At 48.3% G+C, this 13,736-nt stretch carries 13 protein-coding genes; 2 read left to right on the forward strand and 11 right to left on the reverse strand.

The features are described 5' to 3' along the window. Positions 1-47 precede the first annotated feature (47 nt). The 4 genes from dapB to ACZ481_RS25470 form a co-directional block, all read right to left on the reverse strand. On the reverse strand, positions 48-866 hold the full coding sequence (gene dapB / locus ACZ481_RS25455; protein WP_464768131.1) for a 4-hydroxy-tetrahydrodipicolinate reductase: 819 nt from the start codon (positions 864-866) through the stop codon (positions 48-50). Positions 867-1,209: 343 nt separating this feature from the next. Next, a complete protein-coding gene (locus ACZ481_RS25460) occupies positions 1,210-1,923 on the reverse strand; it encodes a 2-phosphosulfolactate phosphatase (RefSeq protein WP_464768132.1) in 714 nt (237 codons plus the stop codon). Next, complete coding sequence (locus tag ACZ481_RS25465; protein ID WP_464768133.1) at positions 1,920-2,837, reverse strand: EamA family transporter; 918 nt, start codon at positions 2,835-2,837, stop codon at positions 1,920-1,922. Before ACZ481_RS25465 ends, ACZ481_RS25460 begins: the two co-directional genes overlap by 4 nt. Before the next feature lie 77 nt (positions 2,838-2,914). After that, positions 2,915-3,613, reverse strand: a complete 699-nt coding sequence (locus ACZ481_RS25470; RefSeq protein WP_464768134.1) for a 4Fe-4S binding protein — start codon at positions 3,611-3,613, stop codon at positions 2,915-2,917. 158 nt (positions 3,614-3,771) lie between these two features. Here ACZ481_RS25470 and ACZ481_RS25475 point away from each other — a divergent pair, with 158 nt between their 5' ends. Beyond that, positions 3,772-4,674: a LysR family transcriptional regulator gene (locus tag ACZ481_RS25475; RefSeq protein ID WP_464768135.1), complete on the forward strand. Its 903-nt coding sequence runs from the start codon at positions 3,772-3,774 to the stop codon at positions 4,672-4,674. Positions 4,675-4,746: 72 nt separating this feature from the next. On the opposite strand, the gene ACZ481_RS25480 is transcribed toward ACZ481_RS25475, so the two are convergent. From ACZ481_RS25480 to ACZ481_RS25510, 7 genes are all read right to left on the reverse strand, one after another. Next, positions 4,747-5,052 (reverse strand): cation transporter, encoded by a 306-nt coding sequence (locus ACZ481_RS25480; protein WP_464768136.1) that lies wholly within the window; start codon positions 5,050-5,052, stop codon positions 4,747-4,749. A 133-nt stretch (positions 5,053-5,185) separates the two neighbouring features. Further along, positions 5,186-5,632 carry a GNAT family N-acetyltransferase gene (locus ACZ481_RS25485; protein WP_464768137.1) on the reverse strand — a complete coding sequence of 149 codons (447 nt, stop codon included), beginning with the start codon at positions 5,630-5,632 and terminating at the stop codon, positions 5,186-5,188. Positions 5,633-5,653: 21 nt separating this feature from the next. Beyond that, complete coding sequence (locus ACZ481_RS25490; protein WP_464768138.1) at positions 5,654-6,658, reverse strand: nucleoid-associated protein; 1,005 nt, start codon at positions 6,656-6,658, stop codon at positions 5,654-5,656. A gap of 301 nt (positions 6,659-6,959) precedes the next feature. Further along, complete coding sequence (locus ACZ481_RS25495) at positions 6,960-7,934, reverse strand: N-acetylmuramoyl-L-alanine amidase (protein ID WP_464768139.1); 975 nt, start codon at positions 7,932-7,934, stop codon at positions 6,960-6,962. A 218-nt stretch (positions 7,935-8,152) separates the two neighbouring features. Further along, positions 8,153-9,277, reverse strand: a complete 1,125-nt coding sequence (locus ACZ481_RS25500; RefSeq protein WP_464768140.1) for a DUF362 domain-containing protein — start codon at positions 9,275-9,277, stop codon at positions 8,153-8,155. 32 nt (positions 9,278-9,309) lie between these two features. Continuing rightward, a complete protein-coding gene (locus ACZ481_RS25505) occupies positions 9,310-9,708 on the reverse strand; it encodes a MerR family transcriptional regulator (RefSeq protein WP_464768141.1) in 399 nt (132 codons plus the stop codon). 221 nt (positions 9,709-9,929) lie between these two features. Beyond that, the gene (locus ACZ481_RS25510) at positions 9,930-11,093 is read right to left on the reverse strand and encodes an ABC transporter substrate-binding protein (RefSeq protein WP_464768142.1); all 1,164 of its coding nucleotides are present in this window, start codon (positions 11,091-11,093) and stop codon (positions 9,930-9,932) included. A 429-nt stretch (positions 11,094-11,522) separates the two neighbouring features. Here ACZ481_RS25510 and ACZ481_RS25515 point away from each other — a divergent pair, with 429 nt between their 5' ends. Further along, complete coding sequence (locus tag ACZ481_RS25515; protein WP_464768143.1) at positions 11,523-13,724, forward strand: TonB-dependent receptor; 2,202 nt, start codon at positions 11,523-11,525, stop codon at positions 13,722-13,724. Positions 13,725-13,736: the final 12 nt, after the last annotated feature.

Below are 13,736 nucleotides of genomic sequence, written 5' to 3' on the forward strand. Positions count from 1 at the left end.
AAATGAGCCGCCCTGGCAAGGGTAGGCTCATTTTCTCTTCCCTGCCGCTAGGCGTAGCTCCCGGCCAGGGAAACGGCAGCATCACCATGCAACCGTTCTTCTGCGTAACTGGTTTTTCCAAATCCATAGACATCTTTCATTTCATAAAAGCCTTTACGGCCATAGATGAACTGAGCTGCTTTATAGGCCCCTTCGGCATACGCTGTTCGGGAAAAAGCCGTATGTGTAATCTCAATTTGATCATACTTCCCACACGCCAGCACCTTGTGACGCCCGGTAATATCACCCGCCCGGATTGAGTGAACAGGTATCTCGCCGTCCACTTTTTCCAGGCCCCGTTTGATTGCGGCAACAATTTTTTCGGCCGTTCCCGATGGACTGTCTTTTTTATTTCTATGATTCTCATCAATAACCTCAAAATCATAATCGGCTTGCAGAGCCGCCGCAATTTGGGCCATCACCAACAGTACATTGACGCCCCGGGTAATATTGGGGGCAATGACCACGCCGATCTCACTTTTCCGGGCCAATACCTTTACTCTTTTCATATCCATCTGGGTATAACCGGTGACCGCGGTTACCACATTGACTTTGCACCGGACAAGGGTTGACAAATGTTCGCGCAGAAAGGCAGGAGACGAAAAATCGATTATGACATCAGGTTTATACCTGTTTAGTTTTTCGGCAAGGTCTGCGGTCGATTCCACCGCTACCCCCATATAAGGTCTATGTAGCAGTTCGCCTAAGTCTTTACCGGCATCAGGACTGTTTTCCCGGCATAACACCAGTGACAGCACCTGTTCTTTATATAAATATTCAGCAACAATTCTTCCAGTTGTTCCTAAGCCAATTAATGCAATTTTCATCCGAACACCTCCATATTCAACTTACAACCTAATAATATCATTTGGGTTGTAAGTTAGTCAAGCCTATTTTCTTCGGCAAATGTTCATTATCTTGTTATCGGTATATTAAATAATGTAACCCCTGCCGTTTGGCAGGGGTTTGTATATGGTGCTTACGTATGCGCGTTATTCAATTCAATGTTTTCGCAACCCTCATAACTTGGAGGACACCTTGTACATGATTAGTATTGCCGGTTTTTATTCATAGTATACATCTGTCGGAAAATATTTTTTAGCCCTCAATCGGAATGCTATTGCCGGCCTGCTGTCTTCAGCCGGCTACATTCCTGTCAGCTATCCCCGTTCATGTTATTTTTCCGTCTTTATATGCAGGAACTATTGTGAATAAGTCGACCTGCAAACAGTAGTCAATATCCTCCTTGCGTCCCAAAGCCTGCAAACGGCTGCCGTTTCTGCCGGTGGCGCTGCTAGCGGCCAGAGACGCTTTGGCCTGGCCGTACATCAGTAAAGCCCCGCTGGCGGCATCTGTCAACAGGGCGGCCGGCGGCAGCGCTTCCCTGTACAGTATCTCGGTCAGCAAGCCCGCACAAAGAGAATCCTCCAGCGAAAAAAGACCGTCTGTCCCGGCGCAAACAATCAAAACATCCTGTCCGTATTGTTTGGCTGCACGGCAAACCGCGCCGGCATTGACAAAAGCGCCGATTAGAGTCCTGACGGCACCTGCTGTCGCCTTGATCGCCGTTGTCCCGTTGGTTGTGGTCATAATAACCTCTTTTCCCCGCACACTGGTCTCAGAAAAGTCGAATGGGGAATTGCCCAAATCAAACCCTTCTATTTTAATGGACTGACGCTCACCGGCTAGCAGGGCACCTGCCTTTTTCCGGGCCAGCAACAGGGCATCATTAACTGATAATACCGGCATCACACAATTGCACCCGTTGGCCATAGCGGTAACAATACTGGTGGTTGCCCGAAAAACATCCACTACAATACAGGTAGTCCGGGATAAATCAAGCCCCCGGACTTCGGCAGGCAAAAAAGCAACATCAATTCTCATATCTTGTCTCCTTGTCCGCATTCGCTAATTTTTTTATTGCTTGCCAGCCAGCGTCCCCCGAAAACATGGACAATAAGGCCGGCCATAACCAGCAAGGCCCCCAGACCCTGCCCAAGAGTAACCGCTTCTCCCAGAAAAAAAGCAGCGCTGCTTAGTCCCACAACGGGCACCAGCAGGGCTAAGGGCGATACCATGGCGGCCGGGTAGCGGGAAAGCAGCTTGCCCCATAACCCGTAGCCGGCCAAAGTGGCCAACAGCGATAAATAAACGACTGCGCCAAAGCTGGCCCAACTGACGGCGAAGCAGGCAGTCAGCCAGGCATCATAACCCTCTATGATCCAGGATAGTAACAGCAATGGTAAAATCGCCACCGCCCCGGCCCAAACGACTAAAGCCAGCATGGAAGAAGGCGGTATCCCCTGCGTCGCCTGCCGCATAATGACATTGCCAACGCCCCAGCAAGCGGCGGCGGCCAAGGTACAGGCAAAGCCGGCAGCCGTCATTTCCCCTCCCTGTTGCCAACCAATGGTGACCATGCCGCCAGCTGCCAGCGCAAGACCGGCCAGGTGGTTCCAGCCCCAGCGTTCGCCAAGCCAGACAGCCCCCGCCAGCAGCGTAAAAAAAGCCTGGGACTGAAGAACAAGCGAAGCCAGCCCTGCCGGCATACCGACCTTCATGCCGATGAATAAAAAAGAGAACTGACCCACATTAATGGCCAGCCCCAGCGCAATCAACCACCGCCAGTCGACCGGCGGCCTGGGCAGGAAAAAAATAATGGGAAAACAAGCCAGGAGAAAACGCACAGCCCCTAATAACAAGGGTGGTATATCCTGTAAACCAATTTTTATGGCGATAAAATTAAGCCCCCATAGGATAACAACAACCATGCCAATCAAGATATCCCGTTTTTGCATGCTATTACTCCTATAATACACAATAGGTACTGATTTGTCCTAATGTATGCCAAGCTCCTGCAGTACCGGCCGGTCAACTAAGAATAATCCTTAATGCCGCTATGGAGCGGACAGACTTTCCGGCAGAGGTTACAGGCATACACGGCACCGCCGCCTGCAGTATATTTGGCTGCAGTACTGCGGCACTTGTTTTGCTCAATAGTAACGCCGTCCAGCGCTTTCGCCGGGCAAGCCTCTAAGCAGATTCTGCAATTAGGGAGGCAGGTTTGGTAATTGGCCAGGGCATCAGGTTCCAGCTCCAGGTCGGATATAATTGCCCCCAGCCACAGCATATTGCCAAACTGGGCATTAATCAGGAGCGTGTTTTTCCCTATTCTACCTAAACCGGCCCGCACTGCCGCATGTTTTAACGACAATATCCCTTGCCCGTGCTGGCGGTCATCATCCCAGTAATCATATGGATCGGCTGATGGAACAGGAACCGCGCAGCCGCCTAGTTCCTCCAGCTCGGCAGCAACCTGAACTGTAATTGCGTCAATTTTATCTGCCAGTTTATTACGGACAAAGGTATACGCAGCCGGCGATGAGCTTAACAGCGTACTTACCGGGAATTGCCCGGCCACAACAATCACACTCTGGCAATCTTTAATAATATCGTTCGGGTGAAAACCGGCAGGCGCATCGGCAAAGCGTTCTACAGAGGCTATCTGGCATAAATCGGCGCCCAACTCCCGGACTCGTCCCTTGACTTGTTCGGCTGTCATTGTTCTTAGCATTGTCTTTGCCCTCCGGCTCAAGCTTATTTGGGTATTACCAAAGCTTTAGCAGCTTTGTGTAGACCGTTATTAAAAATTATATTATCATAGAGTTATCAATAGGTAAAATTGATAATACCGATAAGCTGTTTCATAAAATCTGATGGGTGGAATATGAGATGGAGCTGCGCGAGTTAAAAACTTTTGTTACAACAGCTAAATTATTAAGTTTTACTAAGGCGGCCAAAGACCTCGGCTATGCCCAGTCAACGATCACCAATCAAATCCAGGCACTTGAGCAGGATTTAGGCACAAAGTTATTTGAGAGATTGGGAAAACAAATAAAACTGACCCCGGATGGCGAGTATTTATATACCTATGCCGATCAAATCCTCAAACTGGCCGACGAAGCCAAAGACCTGATTTCCAATTCACTGACCCCTCGCGGCTCACTGACAATTGGCACAGCAGAATCTCTTTGTACGTACCGATTATCCGAGGTTTTCCACTCATTCCGCTCACTGTATCCCAAGGTAGAGCTTACTATTCGGTTTGATATTTGTTGCGACTATCGGACACATCTGCGTAAAAACACAATTGACCTGGCATTCCTGCCTGACATAACCTGTACCGAAAGCGATCTTGTTAACCATGTTCTGTTTGATGTGCCTATGGCGGTTATTGCGGCTCCCAATCATCCTTTAGCCAAAATGCAGCAAATTCTGCCGGAGCACATGAATGAACAGGCGCTCATCCTGACAGAGCCCGGGTGTAGTTACCGCCGCTTGTTTGAAAGCATATTGACGCAAGCGGGAGCAAAACCGGCGTCGGTATTAGGGGTGAGCAGCAACGAGGTTATCAAGCAGTTTGTTGCCGACGGCTGGGGCATCGGCTTTTTACCCTATGCCACTGTCAGACAGGAGATGGCTGCTAACCGCTTACTCGCGTTACCCTGGCAGGGACCGGCTTTTGCGATTAGAGCCCAATTACTGTACCATAAGGAAAAATGGCTATCACCCGCGCTGCGTGAATTCATTAAAATAACACTAGAGTTACTAAAAAATACTGCCGGCGCCAAATAACTTATTCCGGCTATACATAATAAAAAGCACCAAGATTTCTGCTAATACAAAAACCTTGGCGCAACCGGTCACTTAGCCGGGCCACAAATCAACCGTATAACCTTCTTCACTAATTGCAGCCATTATATCCCGCAAAGTAATGCAGTTCGGATCAAAGGCCACTTGTAGTGTTTGGTTTGCCAGATCAGCCACTGCTGAATCCACACCGTACAAGGTAATAATTTTTGCTTCTACAGCCTTTTTAGCTTGTTCACACGTCATGCCCTCAACAGTTAAGGTAAAATTAATTTTAGAGTTATCGATCTTGTACCTTGTCCCCATAATAATTCCCCCATAACATTGTTGTAGTTTCCCGCTGTTCATTACAATTATTTCCATGCTTATTATACTACAAAATGTTCGCCGCTGCCATACTTGGGCGATTACGGTTACCGGGTATCTGTTTTGCCGGCAACAAACCACAAACCACAGACAAAAACCTGCCGTTGTGATTTGCAAAGTTCGGCATAAACTATAAATATTTTTTAAACCCTTGGACAATATCTTTTGGATAGCCCATAGCTTCATAAAAGCTATGAGCCTCTTGACGGCGGACATGAGACAACAGCATGATACAATAGCAGTTTTGCTCGCGGGCCCATGCTTCCAGATATTCCATGAGTTTTTTTCCTACTCCCTGCCGCCGGCTCTGCGGGCTGACAATCATATTTTCTAGTACCATAAAAGGCCGGCATTCGCCGACTGTGTCGCTGCAGACAATCCCCATAGCCGAACCAAGCAATCTTTGCTGCTCATCTTTGGCACCAATGAAAATATAGCTGGCATCAGCCTGAATCTTGGCAAACACCCTTGCTAATTTCGCCCGGTTGGTTTCAGCGCCAAAAAGTTCCTCCCCCAACAAGGCAAATTGTTCTAAATCAGCCAGTTCAATAGCGGTTATCGTGATGATTGTCTTCAACGCTCCTTTACCGCAACCGTATTATTTATTAATAATACTGCCAATGTTTTTTAAGGCAATCGACAGTGTGCCATCCGCGTGATTGATAAACTCAATAAACTCCTTGTTTTGAAAATAGTCTGCAGGAAAGGTGATCTCAATCCCGGTATCGGTTTTAATTTTATGATTCTTTCCCTTCTGCAGGGCCAGGGTTCGGTCCAGCTTTACCGTTTCGGGGATACCGGCGCTTTTTACCTCTTTAATGTATTCCGCCTGCATTAAGGGTGAAGAGCGAAATACTTCTTTGCCCAACTCGACCGGATTAAGATACTCGGATATCTCAGTGTTTTCGACAATAAAATTTTTTGTTCTAGATACAGCCTCAACACTGCTTTGGCCATGGTTCTCGGCCACCATTCTGGTAATTGCACTGACTAATTTAATGGTCTCTTTGGCCGAGATAAGCGAACTGCATTGCAGAATACGCTCAGCAAAAATATAGCAGTCTTCCCCATTGCTATTGCGCTTTTTATCAATAAATCGAATCGCCAGCGAGTCTGCCTCGATCAGCGCATACTCATCCAGCTTCTGCGTCAGGCCGGGCAATATTGCATAATGGTTAATAATTTCGTTCCTAATTTTCTCCTCCTGCTGCGTAACCTGATGAATGAAGCCAATCCTGTTATTACACTTTAAAAGCGCAATAACGCGATTACTGTCTATCTCACAGTCACAAATAATCAGGTCGGTAGAATCTGCTTCCTCGGACTGAGCAATGGCTGTATACATTAAATCCGCTATATATACGGAAAAATCGGTAAAGTCTGCCCGGCCCTCAATATACGCTGCCAATTGCTGTTTAAAATTGCTGTCAGGCTGAAAAGTGCCGGCCTTGGCATTGGGGTCAGTAAAAGATTTTTCAACATGTTTTGATAAAAATGTGGTCACACTACTGCTTTTTAGGTCCAGTTCCTGCTCGGAAAAGACAGTAATGCCAGAACTAAAATCCAGGATATGGAGAATTGCATGCTTAACTGTTATTAACACAGACATCTTCCTTTGCTATTTCTGCAGTTAGGGGTAGCTATCGTTCCTATTGAGTTGAGTTTCTCCATGGGTAAGCCATTTCCTTTAATATGGGCAGACAAAACTTGCAAAAAGCTAAACGGCCGGTTGATGAACCAGCCGTTTAGCTTTTGGTTAAAAAACCCCGCCAGGCTGTTGAATGCCCGGCGGTACTAACAGCTATGTTTTAGCGATGGAACACTGATTATAATACCTAGTTAAGCAAAAAACTGATTTAGGCCGGGGTCTGACTGAATAACGGCCTAGTGTCAGAATACTAGCTTCAGCCAACACCGTTTTGCTGATACCAGATGCCTTTCCCTCTCAGGATATTGCCGCCGCTCCCCGGTTTGTCCCCTGCTTTCAACACCCACAGGTCCCAGCGTTCCACACTATTTTGCGGACCGTATTTCCCTTGCGGATATCCGTTTTCCGCGTAGCCGGGGTTACACCCATCCATATTGTCGGCAGCCTCTGCATGAGTCATAAAATGCTGTATATCAATCGGTATGCTAAGGGCATTGCTTAACACCGCGATCAACTGGGCCATGGCCTCAACCTGCAGCGCAGTCGGCGGCTCCGGGCCTAGATCATAACTGGAATAGGCGTTGTAAGCACAAGCGGCTGCAATACCGATTGCACCGGTATTGCGAAAATACGTATGGCTCTTTTTCTCACTTAAATCGTTGGTGCTTACAAACACAGAGCCATCTTTACCAATATTAAAATGGTAATCACTAAAAAACTGGTCATAGTGTCCCGCCGTCCAATGCAAATATACCTTGACCGGCCAGCCATACCCCTGGGCAGCCTGCTGCAGGGCCGCTTTAGCCTTAAGGGCCATTTGTTTGATCTCCGCCAAAGTCACTTGCTGCATAAGCCTTTCGTCCTGCCGCTCACTGTTTTCCGCCTGCTGCTCCTGGTCCTCATGTAAATCGGGCGTGCCGGCTTTTTTTTGCATCTCCCGGATAGCGGCGACCTCGGTATCAATTACCCAGCCGATCAGTGCTGTCGGCACCAAAATCCCCCGCCACCCCAGAATTGCATTGACCTGCCCGATGGCGGCTGCCCGTTTTTCACTATTGGCCATGGTGTCAGCAAACTTATCAAGTTGAAATATAACACCGCGAATCAACTCGCGTAAATGTCCGTCCGGCAGTTTGGCAAAAAGAACAAATAATGCCATCGCCAGAATATTGGCCCCAATCAGTATACCGGCGAGATATCCCAGTATCTGGAGTTCATTGGAACTTATCAATGTTAACGACCTCCTTTATTGTAATATATTTATGCAGTATCCTTTCTGACACATAATCCGTCCGGCAGCCTGAATTTTTTTCAGTTACGGCAACGATCCCCAGCCTGCCAGCAAAGGGAAAAATAAAAATCCATAGACCAAAGTCTATGGATTCCTATTTGTAAAACTACCGGCAAGAACCGGCCTTAAAACCAGGGTTACTAATATAATAGTAACGATTAAACTTCAATAAGCTCGTAGGCCTTTCGCCCGAGCCCGATCTGCTCAGCATAATCAACACACACCTGCCAGTCTGTTTCCGGATGGGTAGCTTTAAAATGATCATGGGCAACGGCTTTTGAATTCTTGTTTTTTAGCTGCTCCGCCAAATAGCTGCCGCCAATCATTGGGGCCTGGTTTGACATATCGGCACAGGCCATATCCAGCGCCACCGGATCAAAGGAGGCAAACATGCCGATATCCGGTATAATCGGCAGGTCATTTTCTGCATGGCAGTCACAAAAAGGAGCTACATCTATCACCATGCTGATATGGAAATGCGGCCTGCCGTTCAATACAGCCCAGGTATATTCAGCAATTTTTTTATTAAGAACATCATTAGACTCATCCCAGGCCGCAACAATGGCGTTAAAGGGGCAAACCCCGATACAGCGGCCACAGCCGACACACTGTGTATGGTCAATTGCCGCCTTGCCGCCGGCGACGGTTATGGCCTTATGAGCACAGTTTTTTGCACAGGCCCCGCACCCTACACACACCTTAGTCCGTACAGCCGGTTTCCCGTCACTGTGCATCTCCATTTTCCCTGCCCGCGAGCCGCAGCCCATACCGATGTTTTTCAGCGCGCCGCCAAACCCGGTAAGCTCATGCCCTTTAAAGTGGGTCAGGCTGATTACTATATCGGCATCCATGACCGCCCGCCCAATTTTGGCTTCTTTTATATACTGGCCACAGGGTACCGGCACATAAGCCTCATCTGTGCCTTTCAGACCGTCGCCGATAATAATCTGGCAGCCTGTGGTGAATGGGTTATAGCCATTCTCATAGGCGGCATCCAAATGCTCAAGGGCATCTTTCCGCCTGCCAACATATAACGTATTGCAGTCGGTAAGAAATACCTTGCCGCCTAAATCTTTTATCAGATCAGCAATCACTTTAGCGTAATTGGGCCTGAGGTAAGCAAGGTTGCCCGGCTCACCAAAATGAATTTTAATGGCGGCAAATTTACCTTTAAAATCAATCTGTTCAATCCCCGCCTGCTTTACCAGCCGCTCCAGCTTCTGCAGCAGATTCAGTTTGGCAGTTGCCCGCAAATTCGTGAAATAAACCTTTGATTTCTCCATGTCACAGCCTCCTCTAATAATAGAAGTAAAAATCAGCCTTTATGAGCTGGATTGCAAACATCGCCGCCGGCTCCTGCCGCCAGCTTTTCGTAACAGCCCAGTTTTTTATTAATCTTTGCCAGGCAGCCATTCATCTGTTCAATCCTTTGTTCCACAGCCAGTTTATGGCGTACTATCATTTGCCTGCGGGTTTCCATAGTACTCTCGCCCGCTACACAAAGGTCCACATAGCATTTGATCTCGCCGACAGACATGCCTGTATCCCGCAGGCAGCGGATCAACAGAACCCATTCCAGGTCATTGTCGTCAAATACCCTGTTGCCGCTATGATCGCGTTTAACAAACGGCAGTAAACCCGCCTTTTCATAATAGCGAAGAGTATAGGCGGTCAGATTAAGCTTTGCGGCTACCTCCTTAATTGCATATCCCATAAGTCAACCTCCCGCAGTATTCAGCTAAGCATGTTAAGCCAGGCCGGAAGCACAATAACCATGCCTGCATTTTATCATACACCTTAGAGTATACTCTATGTCAATAGTCACAGATGCAAAAACACCGCTAAAAACCTTCCGCTTCCCGGCTGCAGCCGGAAAACAAACCCGTAAAGCAATAAAGGTCCGCAGACAATAAGCGTCTGCGGACCTTTATTGCTTTACGGCCTTATTGTCTCTTTATAAACCTGCTTGCCTTCTTTCATTTCGATAATAACCACCCCTCTGACCGCATCATGGGTATCGTTTAGATCCATGTCACCGCTTACACTCCTGAAATTCCGGGTTGCGGCCAGGGCCTCGCTAATCTTCGCGGCATCCGTGCTATTGGCCCGTTTAATACCGTCAATCAGCAAATAGGCAGCATCATAGCCCATTGCCGCCATAGAATCCGGCATTTGACCATATTCCTGCTTGTAAGCCTCAACAAAGGCATTAGAAGCGGGATTTTTATCTTCTACTGAATAAAAATTCGTAAAGTATGTATTATTTAACGCGCTGGCGCCGCCGATCTCAACAAGGCGGGGAGAATCCCAGGCGTCGCCGCCAAGAACAGGTATAGTAATGCCTAATTCCCGGGCTTGTTTTACAATCTTGCCCACATCTTCATAATACCCGGGAATGTATAATAAATCCGGATTTTGCGCCTTAATCTTGGTCAGCACCGACTTAAAGTCCTGGTCTTTTTGGAGATAGGCCTCTTCGGCAACAATTTGACCGCTTCCCTGCGTAAAGGCAGTTTTGAATACACGGGCCAGGCCTTTGCTATAGTCACTGGAATTATCAATCATAATCGCCGCATTTTTCGCGTTGAAATTCTGTAAGGCAAAATTAGCCCCCACGGTTCCTTGGAAAGAATCTATAAAACAGGCACGGAAGGTATACTTCTTTACTTGGCCGGTTTTTTCGTCGACAGTAACCTTAGGGTTAACGGTAGCAGCAGCTACAAATGGGATCTTATTGTCTTCCGAAACCGTTGAGCCGGCAATACCGCAGGAACTGACAGTAAACCCGGTTACGGCAACTACCCTGTCCTGAGTGATTACTTTCGTCATCGCATTGGCCGATTCAGAGGGCTCCCCTTTATTGTCAGCACTGACAATTTGAATCTGCTTTCCCAGCACCCCGCCACTGGCATTTATTTCTTTAAAGGCCAGCTTGGCGCCGCTGGCAGCCGAGGTGCCGTAGGTTGCGGTGTTACCTGTAAGTTCATAGATCATGCCAATTTTAATATCCTTGCCGGCATTATCTCCGCACCCTGCAATGAAACCGGCAATACCTATCAATACAAGGACCAGACACCCCACCTTAAGCAATCTTCTCATCCTAGTCATCCTCCTTAAAAAAAATCAGGAAAAAATACTAAATTCGGCCTGGCAGTGAAACACCTCCCCCTATTGATGCTGCTGACTAATACAACCTTCTTATTGGCATAAATTTTATTATAATTCAGTGTGTTTAGCAAGGACTTTTTATTGGCCAGCCGCCAATGAATCGCCGGTTCCGGACCAGGTTTAGCAAGGAGCTCCCGGTGCCTGCCCGCTACTGCCGCCGGTGCGCTGACATCCGGATAATCTTTGCGGTTGGGAAATAGTCCAGGAACATTTGGAAATATATCCATTTACTCCGGCTCCAGCTCTTGCTATCCTATTGGATAAGCACTGAGATTGATCCTCATTTACATTGCCTGCAATTATAATTACTTACCACCAAAAAAGCACCAGCCTAAGACGTATGCAAAGGAGTCAAAAAGAATGAAGAAAAAAACCTCTCGCACCAGAAAGAGCCTGCTCTACGCCCTGATCGGCAGCAGCCTCTTTTGGCAGGTCCCGGTAACCTATGCCGAAGAGGCGCCGGATCCTGTCCCGGCTGAACAAACCGCCCAGAGTGCGGCTGCCGCCGGTCCGCGTGTATTTACCCTGGATGGAATCGAAGTTACTGCCAGCCGCGAAACCCTCCCGCCCCCCTACGCCGGCGGTCAGGTAGCCCGCGGCGGCAACCTGGGTATACTGGGCAACAAGGATTTCATGGACACGCCGTTTAATCTAACCAGTTTTACCGCTCAGACCATTGAAGACTGGCATGCCCGCACATTGTATGATGTGTTGCGCAATGATCCGTCTGTCCGCTATGAAACCCCCGATGGTCACATACGGGAGAACTTCAAAATCCGCGGTTTCGTAATTACTGCGGAAGAAGTATCTTTCAACGGCCTGTACGGCATGGCGCCGCAAAGCCATACACCGCTGGAGTTTGTGGAACGGGTTGAAGTGCTCAAAGGTCCCAGCGCCCTGTTAAACGGTATGTCTCCCGATGGCGGGGTGGGCGGTTCTGTCAACCTGGTGCCAAAACGGGCCGGGGATGAACCCTTGACACAGTTAACGACCGATTATACCTCCGACTCCCAGTTAGGCGGGCATATCGATATTGGCCGCCGGTTTGGCCAAAATAACGAATTTGGCGTACGTTTCAACGGCGTTTATCGTGACGGCGATACGGGGTTGGACGATGCATCAAAAAAACAAACGCTGGCTTCCTTGGGCCTGGATTACCGGGGGGAGCGCTGGCGGGCCTCACTGGATGCCTACAAGAGCAAAGAAAGATATGAAAACGGACAGCCCTCCTCCTATAGCTTTGCCGCCGGCGTTGTAAGCGCGCCTGATCCCAAAACAAATTTGATGCGTGGAATCTGGGGGGAAATTGAAAACGAAGGCCTTCTATTTAAGAACGAATATGATTTTAACGACAACCTGTCGGTCTATGCCGGTATCGGCAAACAAAAATACAGCTTTGCCGGCAATCTTACAGGCAATCACGGCCTTAGGCTTGACGCCCAAGGCAACGTCACTGTACAGCCGCCGTTTCAGCGGGGATATAGTGATATCATCTCCTCCGAAATAGGCGTACGGAGTAAAATTCAGACAGGTACTGTCCAACATCAGCTGGTACTAAGCGCCAATGCGCTGGATATTGAATACGGCACCCATTTCAAGCGGAATACAACCAGCTCCAATATTTATAACCCGGTTACACCGGTTTGGGCGGATGATCCCGGCGCACCACCTAAAACGAAAGAAACCGAACTTTCCAGTATTGCCCTGACCGATACCCTGTCCTTTCTTCAGGATAAGGTGCAGCTCACTGTGGGCGCCCGTCACCAAAACGTGCATATCAAATCCTGGAATGCCACAACCGGCCTCTTGACCGCTAAATATGATGAAAGCGCAACCACACCGGTAGCGGCGCTGATTGTCAAGCCCTGGGATGCTCCCGTATCATTGTATGCCAATTATATTGAAGGTCTGACTGCCGGTTCAGAAGTAACAGATACCAATGCGTTAAACTACGGGGAAGTCTTCAAGCCGTATAAAAGCAAACAATACGAATTTGGCGTAAAATGGGATCGCGGAAATTTTGCCAATACCCTCAGCTTTTACCAGATTGAAAAACCAAGTTTGATTAACATTCCCCAAGGAACTGACTTTATTGTGAGTGATGACGGGGAACAGCGCAGCCGCGGCATTGAATTAAGTACGTTCGGTGCACTTAATGATAAGGTGCGCTTGCTGGGCGGTGTTGCCTATGTCCGTGGTGAACATACAAAATCAGAAAATGGCCTGTATGACGGTAAGACCCCTTACGGCGTTCCCAAATATCAGATCAATCTGGGGGTAGAATGGGACACTCCCTGGAATCCTGATTTAACGTTAAGCACACGGGCCGTTTTTACCAGTTCACAATATATCGATTCGGCCAACACCATGGAAATACCCAGTTGGATACGCTATGATGTCGGGGCGCGCTACAAAACCGTGATTGATAAAACGCCGGTCACCTTCCGGGCCACTGTAGAAAACGTATTTGACAAAAATTACTGGAGCGGGTCCTTCAGCAACGGCATGGTCACCCTGGGCGGCCCCCGCACCTTTAAGCTGTCGGCGACAATGCAGTTGTAAGCGGGGTAGCAG

Source organism: Sporomusa intestinalis, assembly GCF_055383785.1.